The organism is Methylobacter sp. Wu8 (assembly GCF_036440755.1).
Lineage (GTDB): Bacteria > Pseudomonadota > Gammaproteobacteria > Methylococcales > Methylomonadaceae > Methylobacter_A > Methylobacter_A tundripaludum_A.
The window spans coordinates 1-25,086 of the sequence record NZ_JAZGVT010000041.1 but is presented as its reverse complement, the minus strand read 5'-3'; the positions used below and the strand labels follow the sequence as shown (position 1 = coordinate 25,086).

27 protein-coding genes are annotated in these 25,086 nt (G+C 51.4%); 23 read left to right on the top strand and 4 right to left on the bottom strand.

Translation table 11 applies throughout. The features are described from left to right. Window positions 1-416: 416 nt before the first annotated feature. The 9 genes from atpD (at window position 417) to V3O24_RS03305 (ending at window position 7,206) form a co-directional block, all read left to right on the top strand. A complete protein-coding gene (atpD, locus tag V3O24_RS03345; protein ID WP_331306209.1) occupies window positions 417-1,802 on the top strand; it encodes a F0F1 ATP synthase subunit beta in 1,386 nt (461 codons plus the stop codon). 142 nt (window positions 1,803-1,944) lie between these two features. Further along, window positions 1,945-2,352 carry a F0F1 ATP synthase subunit epsilon gene (locus tag V3O24_RS03340; RefSeq protein ID WP_331306207.1) on the top strand — a complete coding sequence of 136 codons (408 nt, stop codon included), beginning with the start codon at window positions 1,945-1,947 and terminating at the stop codon, window positions 2,350-2,352. Beyond that, window positions 2,349-2,621 (top strand): AtpZ/AtpI family protein, encoded by a 273-nt coding sequence (locus V3O24_RS03335; RefSeq protein WP_258076703.1) that lies wholly within the window; start codon window positions 2,349-2,351, stop codon window positions 2,619-2,621. The genes V3O24_RS03340 and V3O24_RS03335 overlap by 4 nt, the downstream gene beginning before the upstream one ends. A gap of 8 nt (window positions 2,622-2,629) precedes the next feature. Next, window positions 2,630-3,295 carry a F0F1 ATP synthase subunit A gene (locus V3O24_RS03330; protein WP_104424936.1) on the top strand — a complete coding sequence of 222 codons (666 nt, stop codon included), beginning with the start codon at window positions 2,630-2,632 and terminating at the stop codon, window positions 3,293-3,295. A gap of 3 nt (window positions 3,296-3,298) precedes the next feature. Then, window positions 3,299-3,565 carry an ATP F0F1 synthase subunit C gene (locus tag V3O24_RS03325; protein WP_104424935.1) on the top strand — a complete coding sequence of 89 codons (267 nt, stop codon included), beginning with the start codon at window positions 3,299-3,301 and terminating at the stop codon, window positions 3,563-3,565. Window positions 3,566-3,580: 15 nt separating this feature from the next. Continuing rightward, window positions 3,581-4,330: a F0F1 ATP synthase subunit delta gene (locus V3O24_RS03320; protein ID WP_331306204.1), complete on the top strand. Its 750-nt coding sequence runs from the start codon at window positions 3,581-3,583 to the stop codon at window positions 4,328-4,330. Then, entirely contained in the window at window positions 4,317-5,852 is a 1,536-nt protein-coding gene (locus tag V3O24_RS03315; protein ID WP_331306202.1) for a F0F1 ATP synthase subunit alpha, read from the top strand. Before V3O24_RS03320 ends, V3O24_RS03315 begins: the two co-directional genes overlap by 14 nt. Next, window positions 5,849-6,688, top strand: coding sequence for a F0F1 ATP synthase subunit gamma (locus V3O24_RS03310; RefSeq protein WP_331306200.1), 840 nt, complete (start codon window positions 5,849-5,851; stop codon window positions 6,686-6,688). The genes V3O24_RS03315 and V3O24_RS03310 overlap by 4 nt, the downstream gene beginning before the upstream one ends. Window positions 6,689-6,897: 209 nt before the next feature. Beyond that, a complete protein-coding gene (locus tag V3O24_RS03305) occupies window positions 6,898-7,206 on the top strand; it encodes a hypothetical protein (protein WP_331306199.1) in 309 nt (102 codons plus the stop codon). A gap of 95 nt (window positions 7,207-7,301) precedes the next feature. Here the strand turns inward: V3O24_RS03305 and V3O24_RS03300 are convergent, their stop codons facing one another. The 4 genes from V3O24_RS03300 to V3O24_RS03285 all read right to left on the bottom strand — a co-directional run bounded on the left by V3O24_RS03300 (window position 7,302) and on the right by V3O24_RS03285 (window position 12,277). Beyond that, window positions 7,302-7,655, bottom strand: coding sequence for a hypothetical protein (locus V3O24_RS03300; RefSeq protein WP_331306197.1), 354 nt, complete (start codon window positions 7,653-7,655; stop codon window positions 7,302-7,304). 18 nt (window positions 7,656-7,673) lie between these two features. Continuing rightward, window positions 7,674-10,454 (bottom strand): Hsp70 family protein, encoded by a 2,781-nt coding sequence (locus V3O24_RS03295; RefSeq protein ID WP_331306195.1) that lies wholly within the window; start codon window positions 10,452-10,454, stop codon window positions 7,674-7,676. A gap of 352 nt (window positions 10,455-10,806) precedes the next feature. Then, entirely contained in the window at window positions 10,807-11,796 is a 990-nt protein-coding gene (locus V3O24_RS03290; protein WP_331306193.1) for a hypothetical protein, read from the bottom strand. Window positions 11,797-11,827: 31 nt separating this feature from the next. After that, complete coding sequence (locus tag V3O24_RS03285) at window positions 11,828-12,277, bottom strand: hypothetical protein (RefSeq protein WP_331306191.1); 450 nt, start codon at window positions 12,275-12,277, stop codon at window positions 11,828-11,830. A gap of 358 nt (window positions 12,278-12,635) precedes the next feature. On the opposite strand from V3O24_RS03285, the gene V3O24_RS03280 reads away from it, so the two are divergent. The 14 genes from V3O24_RS03280 (at window position 12,636) to V3O24_RS03215 (ending at window position 24,863) form a co-directional block, all read left to right on the top strand. Continuing rightward, window positions 12,636-13,463: an ATP-binding cassette domain-containing protein gene (locus V3O24_RS03280; RefSeq protein ID WP_104424927.1), complete on the top strand. Its 828-nt coding sequence runs from the start codon at window positions 12,636-12,638 to the stop codon at window positions 13,461-13,463. Window positions 13,464-13,516: 53 nt separating this feature from the next. Continuing rightward, the gene (mlaE, locus tag V3O24_RS03275; RefSeq protein WP_104424926.1) at window positions 13,517-14,299 is read left to right on the top strand and encodes a lipid asymmetry maintenance ABC transporter permease subunit MlaE; all 783 of its coding nucleotides are present in this window, start codon (window positions 13,517-13,519) and stop codon (window positions 14,297-14,299) included. A 1-nt stretch (window position 14,300) separates the two neighbouring features. After that, complete coding sequence (gene mlaD, locus V3O24_RS03270) at window positions 14,301-14,768, top strand: outer membrane lipid asymmetry maintenance protein MlaD (RefSeq protein ID WP_104424925.1); 468 nt, start codon at window positions 14,301-14,303, stop codon at window positions 14,766-14,768. Next, complete coding sequence (locus tag V3O24_RS03265) at window positions 14,765-15,076, top strand: STAS domain-containing protein (RefSeq protein WP_104424924.1); 312 nt, start codon at window positions 14,765-14,767, stop codon at window positions 15,074-15,076. The genes mlaD and V3O24_RS03265 overlap by 4 nt, the downstream gene beginning before the upstream one ends. A 39-nt stretch (window positions 15,077-15,115) precedes the next feature. Next, window positions 15,116-16,381, top strand: coding sequence for a UDP-N-acetylglucosamine 1-carboxyvinyltransferase (gene murA, locus V3O24_RS03260; RefSeq protein WP_104424923.1), 1,266 nt, complete (start codon window positions 15,116-15,118; stop codon window positions 16,379-16,381). A 9-nt stretch (window positions 16,382-16,390) separates the two neighbouring features. Next, the gene (gene hisG, locus V3O24_RS03255) at window positions 16,391-17,020 is read left to right on the top strand and encodes an ATP phosphoribosyltransferase (protein WP_104424922.1); all 630 of its coding nucleotides are present in this window, start codon (window positions 16,391-16,393) and stop codon (window positions 17,018-17,020) included. A gap of 234 nt (window positions 17,021-17,254) precedes the next feature. Beyond that, the gene (hisD, locus tag V3O24_RS03250; protein WP_331306184.1) at window positions 17,255-18,565 is read left to right on the top strand and encodes a histidinol dehydrogenase; all 1,311 of its coding nucleotides are present in this window, start codon (window positions 17,255-17,257) and stop codon (window positions 18,563-18,565) included. A gap of 113 nt (window positions 18,566-18,678) precedes the next feature. Beyond that, the gene (gene hisC, locus V3O24_RS03245) at window positions 18,679-19,791 is read left to right on the top strand and encodes a histidinol-phosphate transaminase (protein ID WP_331306182.1); all 1,113 of its coding nucleotides are present in this window, start codon (window positions 18,679-18,681) and stop codon (window positions 19,789-19,791) included. A 283-nt stretch (window positions 19,792-20,074) separates the two neighbouring features. Further along, the gene (petA, locus tag V3O24_RS03240) at window positions 20,075-20,674 is read left to right on the top strand and encodes a ubiquinol-cytochrome c reductase iron-sulfur subunit (protein WP_331306180.1); all 600 of its coding nucleotides are present in this window, start codon (window positions 20,075-20,077) and stop codon (window positions 20,672-20,674) included. Continuing rightward, window positions 20,671-22,077, top strand: a complete 1,407-nt coding sequence (locus V3O24_RS03235; RefSeq protein ID WP_104424919.1) for a cytochrome bc complex cytochrome b subunit — start codon at window positions 20,671-20,673, stop codon at window positions 22,075-22,077. Before petA ends, V3O24_RS03235 begins: the two co-directional genes overlap by 4 nt. 1 nt (window position 22,078) lies before the next feature. Further along, complete coding sequence (locus V3O24_RS03230) at window positions 22,079-22,801, top strand: cytochrome c1 (RefSeq protein ID WP_331306176.1); 723 nt, start codon at window positions 22,079-22,081, stop codon at window positions 22,799-22,801. Between the two features lie 238 nt (window positions 22,802-23,039). Continuing rightward, window positions 23,040-23,645, top strand: a complete 606-nt coding sequence (locus V3O24_RS03225; RefSeq protein ID WP_104424917.1) for a glutathione S-transferase N-terminal domain-containing protein — start codon at window positions 23,040-23,042, stop codon at window positions 23,643-23,645. Between the two features lie 13 nt (window positions 23,646-23,658). Further along, window positions 23,659-24,039, top strand: a complete 381-nt coding sequence (locus V3O24_RS03220) for a ClpXP protease specificity-enhancing factor (RefSeq protein WP_331306175.1) — start codon at window positions 23,659-23,661, stop codon at window positions 24,037-24,039. Window positions 24,040-24,296: 257 nt separating this feature from the next. Then, window positions 24,297-24,863, top strand: coding sequence for a cytochrome c (locus tag V3O24_RS03215; RefSeq protein ID WP_331306174.1), 567 nt, complete (start codon window positions 24,297-24,299; stop codon window positions 24,861-24,863). Window positions 24,864-25,086 lie beyond the last annotated feature (223 nt).

Here is a 25,086-nt window from a genome sequence, read left to right as displayed (position 1 = left end):
TTTATAGTTTCTCATGCGCTTTCTCGTCTTTGGTCGGATTGAAAAAAGCGTGAAACTATATCAGTTAACCTTTTTCTTTTCCGATTAGTGCCGATTGCACTTATGAGTTGAATCTAAGTTACAACGCTCTACGCACTGTTTGATTAATTTGAAAACCGAAAACCCACCATCCCGCCACAACGTTATTCAGAAAACATCACCGCAAACGCACCGCCTCTTTGCATATAAAAGGTCGACAAATTACGAAAGCCAAAGCTTCGCATCCGGCAGGAAAGATTGAGAACCGAATCGTGTCCGTTGCGTCATTTAAAGCGCCTACTTTTGGAGCCCTACCTCCTACATCCTTGTAGCGGTTCGTATCTATAGTTTATTATCAAAGCTCTGTGTTTTATTCACCACAGTTGGAGTAGCCGCTATTGGACAATTTACAGGAATCCCGGCCAGTCATCGGCACCATCGTTGAAGTGCATGGCCCGGTGGTGATTATCGACTGCACCCAGCTGCCGCCTTTGCGCCAGGCTTTGTTCACTCGCTTTGACCATGCCGCCTATCTATTCGAGGTACATCAGCACCTTGATGAACGGCACATCCGGGCGATCACCCTGCACGGCACGGCCGGATTAAGCCGGGGCATGAGCGTATACGATACCGGCGCGCCGCTGCATGTCCCGGTATCCGAACAATGTCTGGGCCGCTTGCTGAATATATTCGGCAAACCGCTGGACGGACTGCCGCCTTTGCCTAAAACCGAATTCCGCAATATTCACGCTAAACCGCTGCCATTATCCGAAGCCATCGGCATCAGCGGCATTTTGGAAACCGGCATTAAAGTCATCGATCTGTTATGCCCTTTCGTGAAAGGCGGAAAAACCGGATTATTCGGCGGCGCGGGTGTCGGCAAGACCGTGCTGGTCATGGAATTTATCCATGCCGTTTCTGCGATCCACAAAGGGGTTTCTGTTTTTGCCGGGGTCGGCGAACGCATCCGCGAAGCCCACGAATTATGGCGGGAAATGCAACAGGCCGGGGTCATGGACGATACCTTGCTGGTGTTCGGGCAAATGGACGAATCGCCCGGCGTGCGTTTTCGCGTCGCCCTGTCGGCGCTGACTTATGCCGAATACCTGCGCGACACGCTGCATAAAGAAGTGCTGTTTGTGGTCGATAATGTGTTCCGATTCGTGCAAGCGGGCAGTGAAATCTCCAGCCTGCTGGGCCGCATGCCTGCCACGGTAGGTTACCAGCCGACTTTGACTTCCGAAGTCGCCGAGTTGGAGGATCGCATCCTGTCCACCCGGCAAGGCGCCATCACCTCGGTGCAGGCGGTCTACGTGCCGGCCGATGACATGACCGACCCGGCGGTCAGCGCCATACTCAGCCATCTGGACACCACGGTTATCCTATCCAGGGATCAGGCCAGCAAAGGCATTTACCCGGCCGTCGACCCGTTGCGCTCCAGCAGCAAGCTGATGGACAGGCATACTCTGGGGGATCGCCATTATGCCGTCGCGCAAGGTGTACGCGAACATCTGGCGCGCTATCATGAACTGGAGGATATTATCGCGATGCTCGGCATGGAAGAACTGGCCGAGGTTGACCGGAAAATCGTCATGCGCGCCCGTAAATTGCAACGTTACCTGACCCAGCCGTTTGCGGTTCTGGCCGACCCTGCCAAGCAAACCGGGGTTTCAGTGCCTCTGGCGCAAACCCTGACCGATTGCGAAGCCTTTTTGGCGGGGCACTATGACGAGCTATCCGAGGAGCAATGCTATATGCGCGGATCGATGCAGGAACCCGGTTAAAAACTTAAAAAATTCACCACGAAGGCACGAAGAGCACGAAGGAAAATAGCTTTAACTCATATATTTAAAACTTCGTGTCCTTCGTGCCTTCGTGGTGAAAAAATGCTTTAAGATATTTACCTGTTATGGAAAATTGCCCTTAATGAACCCATTCGTACTGAACCTGTTCGACGCGAGCCACGAACAACGCATCGCCGGCGTCACCTCCTTTGTCGGCGAGGACGCTACGGGCTGCTTCGGCATCCAGGCCAATCATGCCCGGTTCATGACCACCCTGGTTTTCGGTCTGGCGCGTTTTCGTCTGGCGACAGATGACTGGCAGTACCTGGCGCTGCCGGGAGCGGTGGCTTATTTCAACAATAATGAGTTGACGATCAGCACCCGGCATTTTCTGATCGACACCGACCTTGAGCGGATCAGCAACTTGCTGGAACAGCAATTGATCGCCGAGGAAGAAAACCTGCGCGCTACCAAAGAGAGTCTGTATAAAATGGAACAGGCCATGCTAAAACGCATGTTGGCGCTTAATCGCAAGACAGGTTGGCAATGATGAATAATCAACAGCTCCTCAAAAAGAAAATCGAAAGCCAGATCAAACGCATCAAAAAGGCCGAACATGATCGGCCGAATCTGCTGTCCCAAACCGTCTATATCGGCACACTGGGGTTGGTCATGGTATTGCCTGTTATCGGCGGCGTTTATTTGGGGCATTGGCTGGACGGTATGCTGGATGGTTACTCAACGCGATGGACGCTCAGTTTATTGTTTACCGGATTGGTTGTTGGGATTTTTAATGTGTATTTCTTGATTAAAGATTAGGCTGAATCATGGAAAACGAATTTACATTGGCTATCGGTCCCGTAGTGATCGGCTTATCCCTCATCACCACCTGGGGAATCATGCTGGCGGTTACACTGATAGCCTGGCTTTCAACCCGGCATCTGGACATGTTGCCGGGTTCAATGCAAACCACCGCTGAGGGCATCGTCGCGGCTATCGACGATGCCATTACCGCAGTCGCGCCGGAACACGGGCGGCAAATCATGCCTTTTATCGCCTCCCTTTGGCTGTTCCTGATCATTGCCAATCTGGTCGGGTTAATACCGGGATTGCATTCTCCGACCCGCGATCTTTCGGTGACCTCGGCGCTCGCGGTACTGGTGTTTTTCTCGGTGCATTGGTTCGGCATAAAAACCCAGGGCTTAAAAAACTATCTGCATCATTACCTGACGCCCAGCCCGATTTTGCTGCCTTTCCATATTATCAGCGAATTTACCCGAACTCTGGCGCTGGCTATCCGTTTATTCGGCAATATGATGAGCCTGGAAATGGCGGCCATGCTGATATTGCTGGTAGCGGGATTTCTCGCGCCGATTCCGATTTTAATGCTGCATATCATTGAAGCGCTGGTACAGGCCTATATCTTCGGCATGCTGGCCCTGATCTATCTGGCCGGCGCCATACAATCCCAACAACTTAATTCACAGGAGTAACTTATGTCCGACATTGCCTCGATTGTCCTTGGGTCCAGCATCGCCGCCATTATCGGCATCGCGATTGGCGTAATGCTCCCTGCTCTGGCGATGGGCAAAGCCATCGGCAGCGCGCTGGAGGCCTTATCGCGGCAACCGGAATCGGAACGGTCGATTATGCGCACCTTGTTTATCGGCTTGGCCATGATCGAATCGCTGGCTATCTATTGTCTGGTTATTATTTTGATCGTGCTGTTTCGGAATCCGCTGCTTGAATACATCGTTAAATAATTCGAAGGCTCAAACATGGAATTCAACCTCTCCACCTTTGTTCTTGAAATCATCAACTTCCTGATTTTGATCTGGATTTTGCAGCGGCTTTTTTACAAGCCATTGCTGGACGTGATTGCCAAGCGCAAGCAGTTCATCGACCAATCGCTTAACGACGCAAAAAATCTGCAACAACAGGCGGAACAGCAGCGCAGCCTTTATGAAAACCGGCAAAAGCTCTGGGAACAGGAAAAACAGGCGGCTATGGCGGCCCTGCAACAACAGCTGGAGGCTGAAAGAAGGGCGCAACTGGACAGGCTGAATGCCGATCTTGACCAAGAACGGCAAAAAGCCAAAGTGGCGCTGTCGAAACAATGCCGGGAGTTGCAACAACAAGCCGAAAAACAGGCCTTGCAGAACGGCGCCAAGTTTGCAGGAATGCTGCTGCAACAGGCCGCAGGACCTGAGCTGGAAGCCCGCTTGTTTACCCTGCTGCTGGACAACCTGACGACCTTGCCGGAAGCCTGCAAGTTGTGTTTGACGATGCTCGGCGCTAAAAAATCGGTACCCATCAAAATAACCACCGCCTACGCATTACCTGTTGAAATGCGCCGGCAACTGGAACAAAGACTGACCCTGTTAATCAACAATCAAATCAACTTTCAATATCATCAGGATGCCGTGTTGCTCGCCGGTCTGCGCATGGACATCGGCGCCTGGGTTTTAAACGCCAACCTGCAACACGAACTGACCGGTTTCGCCGAGATTGCCAATGCTCCCGAATAACCCGGAAAACCCTATCGTCAGCACGTTCCAGAGCGGAGACGCCGTCATCGCCGCTCCGGCGGCAACGGGCAGTCTGCTTGACAAACAGGCCGACTGGCTGGCCAATTACCGGCCGGGACTGCGTATCATCGAACAAGGAACGGTGGTCTCCATCGGCGACGGCATCAGCTGGATCAAGGGCCTGCCGTCGGCAGCTATCGAAGACATCCTGGTTTTTGCCGACGGCAGCCGGGGCATGGTCTTCGACCTTAACCGCGACCGGATCGGCGCGATTTTACTGTATGAAACCGAAGCCCTGACGGCGGGCACCACGGTTCGTCTTTCCAAACACTCGCTCAGCATACCGGTCGGCAACGCGTTTTTAAGCAGGGTAATCGACCCGCTGGGAACGCCGCTGGACGGGCAAGCACCGCCGTCTCCGTCAGGGCGCGAAAACCTGGAACAAGGTTCACCCGCGATTATCGCCCGCGATTTTGTCCATAAACCGCTGTACACCGGCATAAAAATTATCGACACGCTGATTCCGATAGGCAAAGGACAGCGGCAATTGATCGTCGGCGATGAAGGCCTAGGCAGAACGTCAATCGCGATCGATACCGTCGTTAACCAAAAAGACAAGAATGTAGTGTGCATCTACGTGCTGATCGGCCAGAAACGTTCTGCCGTGGTCAGCACCCTGGAAACCCTGAAAAATCACGGCGCACTGGACTACACGGTATGCGTGGTCGCCGAAGCCAGCGCCCTGCCCGGCCTGCAATATATCGCCCCGTTTGCGGGTTGCGCGCTGGCCGAATACTGGATGGCGCAAGGGCGGGACACGCTGATTATTTACGATGACTTGTCCACCCACGCCAGGACTTACCGGGAACTGTCTTTGCTATTGCGCCGCCCGCCCGGCCGCGAGGCCTATCCGGGCGACATCTTTTTTGTCCATTCCCGCCTGCTGGAACGCTCGACCTGCCTGAATGCCGAAAACGGCGGCGGCAGCATGACCGCCTTGCCGATCATCGAAACCAAGCAGGGTGAAATTGCCGCCTATATCCCGACCAACCTGATCTCGATTACCGACGGTCAGATCTATCTGGATAACGACCTGTTCGTGTCGGGATTCCGCCCGGCCATCGACATCACCCGGTCGGTATCGCGGATAGGCGGCAAGGCGCAGGACCGGTGCATCCGAGACCAGGCCGGACAAATGAAACTGGATTACCTGCAATTTCTGGAACTGGAAGCCTTTACCCGTTTCGGTCAGCGCCTGGAAGCCTCAATGGAAGCCCGGATCACGCGGGGCCGGCTGCTACGGGAAATACTCAAACAGGATCGACTGGCTCCGCACAGCAACCTGTTTCAACTGGCCTGGCTGACCGCGTTTAATGGCGGACTGTTTAACCAAGCCGACCCTAAAGATATTGCACAACTGTTGGTTCGGATCGAACAGGGCATCAAAACCGTGACCCTGACGTTGAACAGCGGTCAAGATCAATGGCTGGAAACGCTCGGCGAATGGCTTAAACCGTCATGAGCCTAAGCCGCGAACTGCAACTGCACATCACCCAACTCACGGAGATACGCAGCATTTTAAATTCCATGAAAAACCTGGCTCTCATGGAAATACATAAACTCCAGCGTTTGAAAACTATGCAGGGCCAAGCCGTGGCTAACATTGAGCGGACGGCGCTGGATTTTCTGGATTTTTATCCCGGCCCGGCAGCGGTCGACGACAACGCCGCGCATGTCTGCATTTTGCTGGGCGCGGAACGCGGTTTCTGCGGCGATTTTAACGAAAGCCTGATTAATGCGATCGCAACCGGGGCTTATACCGGCGTTATCGCCATCGGCAGCCGGCTTTGCAACCGGCAAGAGGACATTGCCGCCGAAGTTATCGCGACACTCGAAGGCGCCAATGTCGCCGAAGAAATACCCGCGGTCATTAACCGCCTGATTGACGCGATCAGCTCATTGCACGACGGCGGGACTGCAACTAAAGCCGTCTCCGCCTTACAGCTGACCGTCGTTTATCACGATACCGCGCCCAATCAAATCGCCCAACGGCAGGCGCTGCCTCCGTTCCCTCGGCAAAACGGGCAAACCCAGCATTACGGCAACCCGCCGATACTCAATCTGGAACCCGGCGAATTTTTTGCGGACTTGCTGCATCATTATTTATTTGCCGTATTGCACGAAATTTTTTATATCTCGCTGATGGCCGAAAACCACCGCCGCCTCCAGCATCTGGAGGGCGCGGTAAATCACCTCGACGATGAAACCGTAAAGCTGCAAAGAAAATCCCAGATTTATCGCCAGGAAGAAATTACCGAGGAGATTGAAGTGATACTGTTAAATGCGGAGAATTTGTAGCACCGGCAAACAGGCGACCGCCAAAAACAGTCCTCACCCATCAGCTCCGCGGTGGTTTGCGCTACGTCCAAGGCAACCGCTTCCTGCGTCACCCTACCGCCTACCTAATCATTCATAAAAAAACGTTGTCATCATAATGAAATAAATCGATAATAGTTTCGTATCGCTACTTTATTTGATCGACTTTCCTTTTTCGTGAGTGTGCAACAATGAATATAAAAAGCATATCGGCTTACTTGGCCGCATTAACTTTGTCATTTAATGTTTATGCTGTTGAAGTTCAGGAAAAACCGAACATATCCATACCCGACCCAACGTCTTCAACCGTAAAAATAGCGCTGAATCAGGAAAATTCACCGGGCGCGCAATTAACTGCCCATGTCGTTAACAGCCATACGACTCCTCAGGCTACAGCCGAGAAACCCAGTGAACTGCCTGCACTCAGTGTGTATTTAATGATCATTGCCGCTTATTCAATTTACGGATATAGAGCTAACTCCAAAAATGACGAAAGCTGAGTATTCATACACGTAGTTGATACTTCTCTCTTAGGGGTTGGCCTTCATCGCTTGCCAGCGCGGTGAAGGCTTTTTTTTACCCGCCAGTCCATTGCTCACCTTGCATCACGGCCATTCAGCCACTGCTTCATCAGCACATACCCCGCCAAAGACCCCCATAACAACATATAGATGCTGTGCAGCATGACTTCGAAGCTAAAACTATTCACATCCCTGGTGTAATCCCAGATGTCATCAGCCAACGCCAGGGCCAATACAAGAAAAAGCGCATATTTGAGCCTGATTTTACCGGTATAAAAAACCCCTATGCCAAGAATTATAAAACCGGTCAGAAACCTCAACCCACTGTGTATCAACATTTCCGTATTAAACGGGTTAATTTTAAACGCCGCATCTATAAAATACAGCAGGATCAGCCCTGTAACGATCACGATACCAACCAGCTTCATTGTTCCCTTCTTTAAGCGCTAGGCTTCATTGACAAGTTTCAATCCCGGCGGCAACGCCTCGCCGAAAATCTGTTTTTCTTCTTTTTCGTCCAACTCTTTCAGCTGTTCGACCATATCGATCCAGGATGCGGGCGCTTTACCCAGTTTCAGTTTTTCGACGATCTGTAGACGCATAGCTTGACCAATATCCCGCGCCCTGTCGCCGCTCATCCGGGCAATCAGCGCAGCGGCAAAACCGGCCTGCGGAATTTTCTTCCAGTCTACCGTCAACATGTGTTCCAACCACGGACTGACGGTCTCGGCAGGGATGACATTGTGGCTGCTGCCGTGGAACGGCACCCTTGCCCCGATGCGTCCTACCGCCCACCAGGTCTGGCTAGGTTCGCCGGCTTTTTGCAGGCGTTTCAACAGCCATTCGCCCAATTGTATTTTATCGGCGACCGGCAGGCGTTCCAGAACGGCGGCCAACCTCACCATGTCGTCGTAACTGCGGATTTTGATCTGCTTGGCAACGCCGGGCTGCCTTGCCGCCGCAGGATTCAGGAATTTTGCGATGTCGGAAAAAATCTTCTCTTGCGCCGCAGCATCCAGGCCGCCCGCAACCCGCCGCCACAATGTCCACCATTCGCTCCAGTTTTGGGTTTCGTTAACAAACTGAATGCCTTGCGGATAGTTTTTCCATAACTGCTCGACGCGCCAGTCGTCCAGCGGATAGCCGAAACCCGGCCGCAAGCAAAAACCGGTCAGACTCAGCCAGACGCGTTCGTGATTTTCGGAGCGGCGCTGGTATTTGGCGCCTTCCAGCAAAGTACCGAACATGGCTCTTAGCAACGGCGTCGTCCATTCGGTACGCGCCGTACCGGTGAGTTTTTCCAGGTCGGCGCGCAGGTTTTTGACCGCCTTGGGATCAACCTGCCTGGATTTGGCGCCGAAAACAGCCTGTATCTGCTCGACGATCCGGTCAACATTGGCGGGCAAAGCGGCGTCCGTTTGCAAACCGGTTGCCTTCTTCCTGATTTGAAACTCGACATCCCAACGCTGACGGCTGTCCTCAACTGCAATACATTGGATCTTAAGCGTGCCGACCTCGGTTTGGGTGACCGCCAGCTCGACGATGACCTCGGCATTCGGCTTGCCCGCATCGCCTTCAAACGCCACGGCCAGGGGCGGCAAGGAATGAAACAAGTCGGTAATTTCAGCCACATCGCCCGGTTTGAATTCGCCGTCGCCGGACAAGGAAACCAAGTGAAAACGGACCGGCACACCTAAACGCAGTGCAAAACGCCGGTCTTTCAAGATGATTTCATCGCCTTCCTCGCTGCCTTTGGGCAAAATGCAAATGCCTGTCCTGAGCACAGTCGAAGGGCCTTGCTGCTTGCTGGAATCCTCGGTATCGACCAGCAGGAAATAACTGCGCGCCGAGCCGCCGCCGATCTTGAGTTTCTTGTCCCGCCTTGCAATCGCATAGCTGACCGCGCCGAACGCGACGGACAGTTCGGGGTGCTTGTTTTCCAACAATACCGGGGGAGCGGAGCGCCATGACTGGATTAAATCGGTCATGCGCTGGGTAATCGGCTGGCTGCGGAACACGCCGCCGTTCAGCAGCAAGGCGTCGGGGACGCTGCCTTGCCCCAAAAGGGCTTCGAGGGAGGCGGTGTTGTGCAACTTTAAAAACGCGGCGATATGTTTGCTGATCGCGGGTTCCGCCGCATACGGCAAGCCGAACTCGACCACGCCGCTGCGTTTTCTGTCCGGCAAATCGTCGAGGCCTGACAACGGGAAGAAGCCGTCCAGCGCAATGGTTCTGACCTCTTCTTTGCTCAGCGCAACGGAACGGGAACCGCCGATCAGTTTGGAGCCGCCTCCCAATAAGGTGACGTTGATTTGCTCCGGCGCATCGTCGGCCAACAGGCGCTCTTTGACAATCCGGCATTGTTCTATCAGCTGCGACAAATCGGCCGCCGACAGGCGTTTTTCTCCATTACCCAAGCGGCTTTCGACAAGATGCGCCAAGGCCAAGTCGATATTGTCGCCGCCGAGCATTAAATGATCGCCGACCCCGATGCGGGTTAATTTAGGCTCCTGCTCGCCCTGCTCTACCTTAATCAACGTTAAATCAGTGGTGCCGCCGCCGACATCGCAAACCAGCAGCAGATGCACATTCGCCAGCGCCTGCTTAACCGTCCCGGCATGCCGTCTTAGCCAGTCGTAACAAACCGCCTGCGGCTCCTCCAGCAGCCGGACATTAGGCAATCCGGCAAGCCGCGCCGCTTCCAGCGTCAGGGATCTCGCCGCCTCATCGAACGAAGCAGGGACGGTAATCACAATATCCTGTTGTTCCAGCGGCGCATCGGGAAATTGATGACCCCAAACCGTCCGAATGTGCGACAGATAGCTGGCGCTGGCGGCGATAGGGGAAACCTTGCCGACGTCATCGCCGCCGCCCCAGGGCAGAATGTCGGCAGTATGATCGACCGACGGATGCGACAGCCAGCTTTTGGCGCTGGTGACAAACCGGCCTTTGCTTTTGGCGCCGAGCAGGCGGGCGGCCTCGCCGATGACAGCGGTCTCAACCGCGCTGGGAAATGAAAGATCGGCCTCGGACAATTCGCCGGTTGCGGGATGGTAACGCACCGACGGCAACAACGGCCTTGCGGCGACTTGGCCGGGAGCAATCAGCTGCTCGATTTGGAAGATTTGTATTTCCTGATGAGTATTATCGGCTTTGACGTAAGCGACGACGGTATGCGTTGTGCCTAGGTCGATGCCGACCAGATAGTTTGCAGTGGAGTTTTTCACGATGAAATTTTTAGTCTATGCGAAATAGCGCGGCTAAATTCATAACCTGAGCCGGGCATATTTCTTTAATTCGCCGTTCGACTTCATTCGGAAGAGGCGAAGCGGCAGGGTCAACGGGTTTACCGAAAAAGGATACACGAAATGTTTTGGATTTACTAAGGTATAAGCCAGCGCTCAAAAATTTTTTAACCCACTAATCCCGCATCCTCCCGAGTTATGGGGAATTGGGAGCTGTTTTTTTGGAGCGGGACGCGACATGCATGTCAGCCCAAGCCTGTGATGTATGCGGAACCGATTGCCTGAAAAATGGTGCGGAAAACAGGGATGGCCCGCCTGGCCTAGAGCACGGCGTCTATATGCCGGTCATATCTATCTTGCCGTCACTGGTGTCCGTCCCGTTGGGAGCCAAACGCTTAACGTCAATATTCAAAGGTATGGTGTCCCCTTGCGTATAACCTATTTGGATACCTGCCCATAAAAAATCCGCCAGCGCATTCCAATTTGTAACAACGTCTATTCCGTTTTCCTCGGACTCCAATGCGTCTATTACGCCATTATTAAACCTTGCCATCATCGAATGGTTAGGTGTGCTTATTTCGAGAATATAAGCGCTGCCCCCGGTTTTCAACGCGTCCAGCTCGACCAAGTTGCCAACGGATCCAATGAAAATCCTGGCATCCCCTAAAGTGATAATGTTTTTGGTCACTTCTCCCTTGTCTACAAGCGTGGTGGTCGCGGCAGTGCCCACCAAATCCAGCCAGGCTGGAGCAAAGCCATAATCCGTGCTTTCCAAATTCATGTATTCCCAGGCTTCTTTCAACATCAGAGCTCCCTCCAGAGCCCGGTTGGCCTTTAATCCGTCACTCCAATTGACGGCTCTGTCCAAATATTCATTCAATGCCGCCAAACATGTCGCCGTGTCCCCTGCAATTGGCCGCCAAGCAACAATGGCTTCCCAAAGCGCCATTTCCCAATCGGTGTGTCCTTTAAATATTTCGGTAAAGCCAAAACATAAGCCGTTCATAACGACATCGCCGTACCAAGTTGCCGTGGGTGACCCAAAAAGCGGGCCGCCTCCGGCCCTGCCGACACGAATCAACTCGCAAATCTCTATTAATTTTTTCTGTACGGAGTCTTGCGCCTGCCTGTTAACATCGAGTTTATTATTTAAAACCGCCATCAAATCCCGGCTTAACTCCCTCGCCCCGGCTTCGTCGTCAGTATAGGTTTTGTCCTGATTCAGATCGTTGTAACAATCTTTATATCCGTAATAATAATGTTGCCCATGCGCCGTAAGAAAGTTTTCGATGGCGTCCCAGTCTTTCACGTTTTTTAATTTCATTTTTCCTCCCATTCTATGACTTGGGCTTTTATCAATGTTTGAATAACAATTTGCCCCCGACAACCCTGGGAGGAATAAGCTTGCGTTCGGCTTTCGGCAAGTAAGGCAGCATGCCTTGGAGAGCGTTTTGCAGCGACGCCAGCTTCACATTCTGATCTATCGCGTCCTTAGGTTCGATAGTCCGGTTGGTGTTTAATTGCCCCATATTGGCCATGACTAGATTGGCGGAAATTAGGCTTTCGATCATCGGCAGGATGGTGTTTGTTACTGTACCCTGTATTCCGGCTAATGTGCTCGATGACGGCATTGGTCCGTCTTTCACGATCATCAGCTGCTGCTTGAAATCGTTTAAGCGGCTGATGTCGACGGCAAAGGCTGGGTTTTTGGCATAATCTTTCCTGTTCTGAATATCAAAGATCACATCCGGCAGATATTTCAATACTTGGTCTATCGATTGAGCCAATTTCGGGTCGATCGGCATGTTTTGTCCCTCTCTATATATTAACTAGGCGCATGTCAGCATAGGCTATGACAGGAATACGTTATTTGCTTGCTTCATGACGTAGACGTTCGGCTGATTAGTTTGTGACGCAACCACGAGGAAAAAGGCTTCAAAATATCCGAAAACCAAACGCCATTATTTTTCGTCATTGAAGCCAAGGCTCCGCTCAATTTACATCGGCCGCTATTGCAATAACGGCGGCTACAGCAAACGCATTTGCAATCCTGTCCGTCGTAATTCAACCTCCCTCTGAAGCAATCGGCACAATAGATTGACTTAACAGGGAGTAGTCATAGAAAATAGCCTGTTTAATTTTCTCACTCGATCCTAATTACGCATGGATAACAGCGTCTCTCCGCAAAACAGCCTGGTCTCTGTTCAAAATTTGTCGTTTTCCCGCGGCGACAGGAAAATATTTGACGATATTTCCCTCGAATTTGAACGCGGTAAAATTACCGCGATCATGGGGCCTAGCGGCACCGGCAAAACGACCCTGTTGAAGCTGATCGGCGGACAATTGTTTCCCGCACAAGGCTCCGTTACCGTCGACGGCAACAATGTCCACCGCCTGCGCCGAGCAGAGCTGTACGAGCTGCGTAAACGCATGGGTATGTTATTCCAAAGCGGCGCGTTATTAACCGACATGAGTGTTTTTGATAATGTCGCTTTCCCATTACGCGAACATACCCATCTCCCCGAATCCATGATCCGCACTCTGGTGTTGATGAAACTCCAGGCGGTGGGATTGAGAGGCGCGCGCGACCTGATGCCTAACGAACTGTCCGGCGGCATGGCCCGGCGTATTGCGTTGGCCAGAGCCATTGCGCTGGACCCGATGATGATCATGTACGATGAACCTTTTACCGGACAGGACCCTATTTCCAAGGGGGCCTTGGTTCACCTGATCAAATCGTTGAACGTCACTCTGGGTTTAACCAGCATCATTGTTTCTCATGATGTTCAGGAAACGGCGGCGATAGCGGATTATATTTATGTCATTTCAGAAGGCAAAGTCGTCGGTCAGGGTACGCCCAAGGAAATTGAACAATCCGAATCCGACTGGGTACAGCAATTTATGAACGGTGCGGCCGACGGCCCGGTACACTTTCATTATCCGGCAAAAGATTATGTCGACGACTTATTGTCGACCGGCAAACGTTATTGAGGTGCAAGATTTTTTGCCTTGCACCTTACGCTTTTTACCTTGAACCTTAACTTATGATTGAACTTCTACAGCATTTGGGCAAAAACACCCGCACCGGTTTTACCAAAATTGGCCGCGGCACGTTTTTCCTGTTACAGACAACTTCCGGGATACTCAGCGTATTGCCCCGCCCCAGGCTCCTGCTTAACCAGATGTATTCGGTCGGCGTGCTGTCTTTTCTGATTATCACCATTTCAGGACTGTTTGTCGGCATGGTTCTGGGCTTGCAAGGCTATTACATACTCTCCGATTTCGGCGCTGAAGAAACGCTCGGAGTCATGGTTGCCGCTTCGCTGGTCAGAGAACTCGGCCCCGTCGTTACCGCGCTGTTATTTGCAGGACGGGCCGGCTCCGCATTAACAGCTGAAATCGGCCTGATGAAAGCAACCGAACAGCTGTCGGGCATGGAAATGATGGCCGTTGACCCGATCAAGCGCATCATTTCGCCCCGTTTTTTGGCCGGCTTCTTGTCCATGCCCCTACTTGCCGCCCTGTTCAGTGCGGTGGGCATTATCGGCGGACAAATGGTCGGTTCGGGGCTGTTAGGCGTCGATGAAGGCGCTTACTGGTCGCAAATGCAGGCGAACATAGATTTTCAGGACGACATCGTCAACGGCGTTATCAAAAGTTTGGTGTTTGGTTTTATCACTTCATGGATAGCGTTGTTTGAGGGCTATGATGCAATCCCGACGTCTGAAGGGGTCAGCCGGGCCACCACACGTACCGTAGTCAATTCTGCTTTTAGTATTTTAGGTCTCGACTTTATCCTGACCGCACTCATGTTTGGAGATGATTAACATGCAACACACCAATACCCAAGACACCTTTGTCGGACTCTTTGTCGCAGCAGGCATAGTCGGGTTGTTTTTTCTTGCCTTGCAAGTGAGTAATTTAAGCTCTTTTACCGCGCACGACACCTATACGGTTACCGCCCGTTTTGAAAACTCCGGCGGCTTAAAGGTTAAGTCGCCGGTTTCATCGGCAGGCGTTAAAATCGGCCAAGTCAGCGCTATCAGTTTCGACCCCAAAACCTATGAATCGGTTGTAAAACTGAGCATTGACAAGCAATACAACACGCTGCCGGACGACACCACTGCCAGCGTCTTTACTGCGGGCCTGTTGGGCGAACAATACGTCAACCTGGACGCGGGCGGTTCCGAGGAATATTTAAAAGACGGTGGGAAAATTGACGTCACTAATTCCGCCATTATTCTGGAAAAGGCGCTCGGCCAGTTCCTGTTTAAATCCGCGGAAGAAAAAAAGTGAGCCAACTGAATATCATTAAAGAGAGTCCCGTGCATTTTGTGATCGATGGCGCTTTAACCTTTGCGACCATCGACAAACAGACTCTGAAATCGATTTCTTTCTTAAAAGCCGCAAGAGAAATCACCATCGATCTTAGCCTCGTTTCCAGTACGGACAGCGCGGGGCTTGCGTTAATGATTGAGTGGATAAAATATTCCCGGCAAAATAGAACGCAAATAGTTTTCAAAAATATTCCCGAGCAATTGCTAAATCTTGCCAAACTCAGCGGCTTTGACCAATCAAGCCATTTTGCCGTTCAAGCCGATTAGCCTTGAACCTTTGACCTTGAATCTTTTACCTTAATTCATATGGATAAACTAATTATTACCGGCGGCGCACGACTCTCTGGCGAGCTGCGTATCTCCGGAGCCAAAAATGCCGCCTTACCGATCCTGGCCGCCACCTTGCTGTCGGAAGCGCCGGTCAGCGTCGGCAACATTCCGCATCTCCATGACATCACGACAACCATGGAGCTGCTGGGACGCATGGGCGTCAATCTGACCGTTGACGAAAAAATGAATATCGAGGTCGACTCCAGCACAATCAACAGTTTTGTAGCGCCCTACGAGCTGGTCAGAACCATGCGCGCCTCAATCCTGGTGCTGGGTCCCTTATTGGCCCGGTTCGGAGAAGCTCATGTATCCTTGCCCGGCGGCTGCGCTATCGGCTCGCGCCCGGTCGACATACATATTAACGGTCTACTGAAAATGGGCGCCGACATTAGCGTCGAAAACGGTTTTATCCACGCCAAAGCGGCCCGGCTTAAAGGCTGCCGTCTGGTTCTGGAGCAAATCACCGTTACCGGTACCGAAAACCTGCTGATGGCGGCCGCCCTGGCCGAAGGCACCACGATTATTGAAAATGCGGCCAAGGAACCGGAAGTGACCGACCTGGCTCACTTTCTTAACAAAATGGGCGCCAAAATCACCGGCATAGGCACCGACGTGCTGGTCATCGAAGGCGTTGAAAAGCTGGGTGTCGACAGCATCCACTACGACATTCTTCCCGACCGGATCGAAACCGGCACCTACCTGATTGCCGCGGCAATTACCGGCGGAAGCATCAGGCTTAAAAACACCCGCCCGGATATTCTCGATGCCGTTCTGGAAAAACTGGTTGAAGCCGGCGCTGACATTACTACCGGCGAAGACTGGATCAAGCTGGATATGCACGGCAAAAAGCCCAAGGCCGTTTCGGTTCGCACCTCGCCCTACCCGGCCTTCCCGACCGATATGCAGGCCCAGTTCACCGCGATGAACGCTATCGCCGACGGCGTGGGCACCATTACTGAAACGGTTTTTGAAAACCGCTTCATGCATGTTCAGGAATTGATGCGCATGGGTGCCGACATTAAGCTGGAATCGAATACCGCCATCTGCACCGGCGTTAAAAAACTGACCGGCGCACCGGTTATGGCGACTGACCTAAGAGCTTCGGCAAGTCTCGTGATCGCCGCGCTGGTCGCCGAAGGGGATACCTTGGTCGATCGCATTTACCATATCGACCGGGGCTATGATCATATCGAAGAAAAACTCTCTCAATTGGGCGCGACGATACGCCGCGTCCCACGATAAGGTTTAACTATGCTGACTATCGCCGTATCTAAAGGCCGGATTTATGAGGACGCCTTGCCGTTATTGGCAGAGGCGGGCATCACGCCGATTGACGACCCGCTTACCTGCCGTAAGCTGATTTTACGAACCACCCGGGACGATGTTCAGCTGGTCATCATCCGCGCCACCGATGTGCCTACGTTTGTTGAATACGGCGCGGCCGACATGGGTATCGCCGGGAAAGACATCCTGCTGGAACACGGCGCTGAAAGCCTGTATGAGCCGTTGGATTTAAACATCGCCTGTTGCCGATTGATGACCGCAGCACACAAAGACGCGCCGCCGATTGCCGGACGGGTTCGGGTTGCGACCAAATACGTCAAAATAACCCAACGCTATTTCGCCGGCTTAGGCATACAGGCGGAAATCATTAAACTGTACGGATCGATGGAGCTGGCGCCGCTGGTCGGCCTTTCCGATTGTATTGTCGACCTGGTCGATACCGGCAACACGCTGAAGGCCAATGACCTGGAACCGCGGGATCTGATTATGAACATCAGCTCCAGACTGGTCGTCAACAAAGCGGCGATGAAAATGAAGCATCAGGCGATTCAAACATTGCTGGACCAGTTTGAAAAGACGCTGGCGAAAAGAGGCTAAAAACAAGGCAAGACGAATGGGTACGCTTCGCGTACCTTTTTTAAATTTGGAGTGCGTTTTGAAAAATGGTACGCGAAGCGTACCCTACATAACTCAATTTAAAAGCATTGCACCACGAAGACACGAAGAAAACCAAAGAAGACTTCGTGTACTTCGTGTCTTCGTGGTGAATTGATCGATCCTTTACACATTGGATTGAATATATTGCATCATTTGAAATTTTTGGTTACCGCCATGTCTAATATAAACATCACCCGACTCGATGCCTCCTCTGCCGATTTTGACCGGCAATTAAAAAATCTGCTGGCTTTTGATGAAACAGACGACCTGGAAATTCATCAGCGCGTCCTGGCTATCATTGCCGACGTCCGAAAAAGCGGCGATAAAGCGGTTGTCGAATACACCAACCGCTTCGATCAACGCACTATCGCGCAAGCCTCCGAGCTGGAATTGCCGCCGGAAATTCTCAAATCGGCCTGGAACAGCTTACCGGCCGAGCAGTCCCAGGCGCTGCAAACAGCCGCTAACCGTATCCGCGCTTATGCCGAACACCAAAAAATGGAGTCGTGGCAATACACAGAGGCTGACGGCACCGTACTCGGGCAAAAAATAACCCCGCTGGACCGCGTGGGACTTTATGTGCCGGGCGGAAAAGCCGCCTACCCTTCTTCGGTGTTGATGAATGCGATTCCCGCCAAAGTCGCAGGCGTCGGCGAATTGATCATGGTCGTGCCCGCGCCTCAGGGCGAAACCAATCAACTGGTTCTGGCGGCCGCCTATCTGGCCGGTGTAGACCGCGTATTTACGATGGGCGGTGCGCAGGCCGTCGCCGCGCTGGCTTACGGTACTGAAACCATTCCTGCGGTGGCGAAAATTGTCGGCCCCGGCAATATCTACGTCGCTACCGCCAAAAAACTGGTGTTCGGCCAAGTCGGTATCGACATGATTGCCGGACCTTCGGAAATCCTGATTATCTGCGACGGCGAAACCAACCCCGACTGGATTGCGATGGACCTGTTTTCGCAGGCGGAACACGATGAAAATGCTCAGTCCATATTGATCAGCACTGACGCAGCTTATCTGGATGCTGTTGAGCAAAGTATCAATCGGTTATTGCCGACCATGGAACGCGCAGAGATCATCAGGACATCATTGACGACGCGCGGCGCATTGATCAAGGTCAGCGACCTAAACGCGGCCGCCGATGTGGCCAACATTATTGCGCCCGAACATCTGGAGCTCTCGGTTGAAGACCCGGAAGCCTTGTGCAAAAACATTCGCCACGCGGGCGCTATTTTCATGGGCCGCTATACCGCCGAAGCCTTGGGCGATTACTGCGCAGGCCCCAACCATGTCTTGCCGACCTCCAGCACGGCACGGTTTTCTTCGCCGTTGGGGGTTTACGATTTTCAAAAACGCTCCAGCTTGATCAACTGTTCCCAAACGGGTGCGGATACGCTGGGCACAACCGCATCGATATTGGCGCGGGGCGAAAGCCTGACCGCCCATGCGCGCTCCGCGGAATTCAGGATAAAACCAAGTTAAAAGAAGGCTAAAGACGAAGGGCCAAGGGCGAAAAGAACCATCCGCTTGCACTAAAGCCTTTCGCCTTGCACCTTTTGCCTTGCACCTTGCACCTTTTGCCTTGAACCTCATATATGTCCGAAAATAATCTGCTTTCCTCCCTTTTCCGCAAAGAAGTCCTGGCAATGTCCGCCTATAAAGTTGCCGACGCCACAGGCTTGATTAAACTGGATGCGATGGAAAATCCCTACAGCTGGCCTAAAGACATTAAGAAAGACTGGCTGGAAGCATTGAAAGACTGCCCGCTGAACCGCTATCCCGATCCTGAAGCCAGGCACCTGACTGCCACCATTAAACGCCTGAATAACATACCCGATCAATTCGATGTGCTGCTGGGCAACGGTTCCGACGAAATCATCCAGTTGCTGTTGATGGCGCTGCCTTCCGATGCCTGCGTGTTGGCGCCGGATCCCGGTTTTGTGATGTATAAACAGCTGAGCCTGTGCCTGGGACTGGGCTACCACGCCATTCCATTGCTAGAGGGAAGCTTTGACCTGGATTTACCGGCCATGCTTGGTGCGATAGAACGGCATCAGCCTTCGGTGATCTTCCTGGCCTACCCGAACAACCCTACCGGCAATTTATTTTCCGAAGCGTCGGTCCGGGACATCATAAAAGCCGCCAAGGGTTTGGTGGTGATCGATGAAGCCTATGCGCCTTTTGCCGACGCCAGTTTCATCGACAGTCTGGGGCAATATGACAACCTGCTGGTCATGCGCACCGTATCGAAACTGGGATTGGCGGGTTTGCGCCTCGGCTATATTGCCGGAACGCCGGACCTCATCGAGCAACTCGATAAAATCCGCCTGCCTTACAATATCAATATTCTTACCCAGGTAAGCGCAAACTTTGCCTTGTCCAACAAGGTATTGTTCGATCGGCAAACCCAACAGATTTGCGCTGAACGGTCGATCGTCTTTCAGCGGCTTAATGAGTTGAGCGGCATTACCGCCTATCCCAGCGCTGCAAATTTTATCCTGTTTAAAACACCGGAAAACCGGGCAAACGAAATTTTCGACGCCATAAAACAACAGGGCGTTTTAATTAAAAACCTGAGCGCTCAAGGCGGTTTGCTGGCTGATTGCCTGCGGGTAACCATAGGTAAACCGGAAGAAAATGCAGCATTTCTTGCCGCATTAACAAACAGCCTGAACACGCTCTTCGACTACGTGCAAGACAAACCATAATCGGAACTTGTCTTGGAGCCGAAGGATAATTACCTTACCGATCCATCGAATACACGCTAGTTATATAAAAAAATTAATGCTGTTATCGCTCCGCTAAAAAACAACAATTTTTTTTAACATCATGGACTTGTGAATCATGTGATGGCATCGGGCCATTTTAATATATAACAAACGCTAAAACCTGCGGCATAAGCACTTCAAATCTTATAAGCTCTAATGGTATATTGGCGGTGAAAAATAATGCGCCCATAAGAGGCGCAGACCTAATCAGGAGAGTTCTATAATGAATAATAAAGGCGTCGATCAGTCCAAACGCCAGTTTTTAACCTCGGCTTTGACCGTGGTCGGCGCAGTCGGCACAGGCTACTTGGCAGTTCCTTTTCTTGCTCAAATGCAACCTAGCGCCAAGGCCATGGCGGCCGGCGCTCCCGTTGAAGTTGATCTCAGCAAAATGGAGCCCGGCCAGTTAATCAGGGTCGCATGGCGAGGCAAGCCGGTCTGGATACTCAACCGAACCACTGAGGTTCTTGAAACGCTGAAAACCCTGGACAATGAACTGAGGGATCCTCTTTCTGTGGAATCCATACAGCCGGAATCCAGCAAAAACCCGGCGCGCTCCATTAAGCCGGAAATTTTTGTTGCCGTGGGTTTATGTACGCACTTGGGCTGCTCGCCGACATTCCGACCCGAAATAGCCCCCAACGATCTTGGCGACAAGTGGAAAGGCGGCTTTTTCTGTCCGTGTCATGGCTCCTGGTTTGATTTGGCCGGTCGCGTTTATCGCGGCGTACCGGCGCCAACTAATCTGGAAATCCCCCCTTACCGTTATATTACCGACACCCTATTGGTTGTTGGTGAATCCGCAGAGGAAGCAAGCGCATGAAACCTAGCCGCATAACTGAATGTAACGAATGGATTTTGGCTCGTTTTCCGCTGACCAAACTCTGGAATGAACACATGACGCATTATTATGCGCCTAAAAACTTCAATTTCTGGTATTTCTTCGGTTCGCTGGCGTTGCTGGTGCTGGTTAACCAGATCTTGACCGGTATTTTTCTGACCATGAACTACAAACCGGACGCCAAACTGGCGTTCGATTCCGTCGAATACATCATGCGCGATGTGAACTGGGGCTGGCTGATTCGCTACATGCACTCGACCGGTTCGTCGGCGTTTTTTATCGTCGTTTATCTGCACATGTTCAGAGGCTTGCTGTACGGTTCGTTCAAGCATCCCCGCGAACTGATCTGGATTTTCGGCATGCTGTTGTTCGTCGCCCTGATGGCCGAAGCGTTTATGGGCTATCTGCTGCCTTGGGGACAGATGTCCTATTGGGGCGCGCAGGTTATTATCTCGCTGTTCAGCGCCATTCCTGTGATCGGCGACGACTTGTCGCTCTGGCTCAGAGGCGACTATGTGGTTTCCGATGCAACCTTGAACCGGTTCTTCGCCTTTCATGTTATTGCGGTGCCGCTGGCGTTGGTCATGCTGGTGTTCCTGCATATCGTGGCCTTGCATGAAGTGGGTTCCAACAACCCGGACGGCATTGAAATCAAGGACTCCAAAGATCCCTGGGGACATCCTGTAGACGGGATTCCTTTTCATCCCTATTACACCGTCAAAGACATCGTCGGCGTGGCCGTGTTTATGTTGTTTTTCGCCACGGTTATTTTTTACATGCCGGAAATGGGGGGGTACTTCCTTGAGCATGCAAACTTCATTCCTGCCGACCCGATGAAAACCCCGGAACATATAGCGCCAGTCTGGTATTTCACGCCTTTCTATGCCATTTTAAGAGCGATTCCCGACAAATTTGCCGGGGTTATCGGCATGGGCGGTGCGATTGTCGTATTGTTCCTGTTGCCTTGGCTGGATCGCAGTCCCGTCAAATCGATTCGTTACCGCGGCGGCATTTATAAAAAAGCGCTGGCCCTATTTGTAATCAGTTTCCTGGCGCTGGGCTATTTAGGTACGCAACCCGCAACGCCGACAGCAACAATATTAGCGCGCATCTTCACCGCGATATACTTCGGTTTCTTCCTGTTAATGCCGCTCTATACCCGCTGGGAAAAGACCAAACCGGTGCCAAAACGCTTAACCACGGTACATAGTCTTGAGGAGCAATTGCCCGCGTTAATTGAGGAAATTACGGTATTAAAACCGGCAGCTACCGAAATTGGCCATACTGCTTTTAAAGGCTCTTCTTTTACCAGACAACCTAATCCCGAAGGCATAAGAAACGTTATTACTCGGTTAGTAAAAAAAGCAATAGGGAGTCTGGATTAATATGAAAAACTTAGCGGCATTACTTTTACTGTTATTACTGTCTTTTGGGGTTACCGCCTCGGAAGACATTGAACTGCAAGAAGCGAGTATCGATCTTTCCAATAATGCTTCATTGCAACGAGGAGCGAAGCACTTCGTCACTTATTGTCTTGGCTGCCATTCAATCAAGCATATTCGTTACCTGCGTATTGCCCTCGATACCGATGTCGATCAAAAAAAGATGCTAAAAGACATTGCTCCTGAAGGAGCAAGCATCTACGACCAACTCCACAGCGCCATGAACAAGCATGATGCGGAAAAATGGTTTGGTACACAACCGCCAGACTTGTCGTTAATTGCCAGATCGCGCGGTGCGGATTGGCTGTACAGCTATTTGAAAAGTTACTATATCGATCCCAAAAGCCCTAGAGGGGTAAACAACCTGGTCTTCCAAGATACCGCCATGCCTAACCCACTCTGGCAATTACAAGGTGAGCAACATGCAGAGCATAAAAAAAATATATGGGGGGATGAATACACCAATTTAGTTCTTAAAGAACCGGGGACATTGTCCGCAGGAGAATTTGATATTTTCGTCAATGACTTGGTTAATTTCCTGGTGTATGTCGGTGAACCCGTGCAGCTCGAAAGACAGCGTATCGGAAAATACGTGATATTTTACATTTTGATGTTTTTAGTTGTGGCTTACCTGCTGAAAAAAGAATACTGGAAAAAGATCCATTAATTCTTAAGCGTATAAAGCATCATTAGCAGAGCAATAAGATGGGCTGCCGAAACAGCCCATCACTCCCGCTTGAAACACCCTTTCGACACACTCAGCACAGGCTTTATCCCTCAGCGCGGCCAACGCCGAACAACGGCAAATAAAAACCTCGCCAATCTGTTATAATATCCTTTTTTTTATTGCTCTACCGTCTTTAAAGAGGTTGTTATTCGTGACAAATATTACTCGTAAATCTGTAATGACGCTTTTCTCATCTCCAACATGCGCGATGAGCCACTGCGCCCGTTTTGTTTTACACGAGAAAGGAGTTGTCGCAGACATAGAATATTATGACCCGACTGATCCCCCGGAGGATTTACTTGAGCTTAATCCTAACGGCACGTCACCGACATTGATTGAACGCGATCTGGTTCTTTATGACTCGCGCATCATCATGGAATATTTGGACGAACGCTTTCCGCACCCTCCTTTACACCAAATGGACCCGGTTTCACGGGCAAACGCCAGAATGCTGATTAAGCGCATCGATCAGGACTGGTATCAGTTACTGGACGAAATTCTATTTTCCGGCGAGAAAAAATCCGCCCGCGCAAAGAAAATGCTTAGAGAAAGCATCTTGTCCGCCGAGCCTATTTTTGCCGCTCGACCCTTTTTTATGAGCGATGAGTTTTCGCTGATAGATTGCGTCATTGCGCCCTTGTTATGGCGTCTGCCCAGCATAGGCATTGACATCTCGACGCCCAGCGAAGCGATCACCAATTACGCCCAGCGCATATTCAACAGAGCCGCTTTCAAGCGTAGTCTTAGCGACGCCGAGAAAGAAATGATCGAGCCTTTAAAATAAAACCCTAGCAAAAATGACATCTCTAAAGCCCTATTTAATTCGTTCGATATACGAATGGATTATTGACAACAGCCTGACGCCGCATCTTCTGGTGGATGCAGAAAATGCCGGTGCGATTTTACCGACAGAATTTATTGAAGACGGCAAGATCATTTTAAATATAAGACCTGAAGCGATACAGGGGCTTTCTCTCGGCAACGAAGAAATTGAATTTAATGCCCGGTTTAGCGGGAAACCGATGCACATTGTCACCCCGGTAACCGCAGTATTGGCAATCTACGCCAAAGAAAACGGCAAAGGCATGATCTTCGACCCGGAAGACAATGAAGACGATGAGCCGCCGCCACCGGTAAAAAAACCGACCTCCAAGCCAAATTTACGCATCGTAAAATAACCTTGCTTCTTGCTATGTTCAGAAGCCCTGAACATAGCAATCCTTTCCCTGCCCAAAACATAGACGACGCTCAAATTGCCACATTTATGTGCGCATAAACTCCAACCAGATCTTCCTCTCCCGCCATTTTGCATATACGCGCCACACCTTAACTTTTTTATTACCAGTTAATCTTTTTAGTTGTATAGTAAAAGCCTTATCTGTGAAAGGCAGACTTCGCCAAACAGTTAGTCTAATCCTATCCCAAGAGGTGAACCATGAACTCACTACAGAACCCCCTTACCTTATCTTTCTTGCTGGCTGTTTTTCTAGCTTTGCCGGTTTCGGCGGCAGACATCTCGGCAGGAGAGAAAAAAGCAGAGAATTGTGTCGGCTGTCATGGTGAAAAAGGCAACAGCCGTAGCGCGCAATGGCCCATTCTGGCGGCGCAACAATCGATCTACCTAGCCAATCAACTCAAAGCATTCAAGGCTGGAGACCGCATCAATCTGATGATGCAATCGATGACCGCCAACCTGAGCAATGAAGATATTGCCAACCTTGCCGCTTATTTTTCCAGCCAGAAGCCCGTCAAGGCTGGCGGCGACCCGGCATTGGCAAAGTCAGGCGAAGCCAAAGCCAACATGTGTTTGGGCTGCCACGGCTCCACGGCGGCAGGCAACGGCCAGTTTCCACGGCTTGCCGGACAACATCCTGACTACCTTGTACAACAATTAAAAGCTTTCAAGGACGGTTCACGCAAAAGCGGCCCGATGCAAGGCATTGTCGCCAACCTGAGCGAGGACGACTTTAAAGCATTAGCGGCTTATTTTGGGTCGTTGTAAACACACAGCCGGATGTTCCCACACCCGGCAGCGTATTGCTCCGAATAGCCGACATCCATACGGTGCAATACGCTGTCACTCAACCCGCACAAGCTAAGGAACAGGCATGAAATAACTTGAGCAAGTTTTATTTTTCATTTTTTAACCATGAAGGACATGAAGCGGCATGAAAGGTTTAAGTCTTCATGTCCTTCATGCTCTTCATGGTAATTGCCTAAATTAA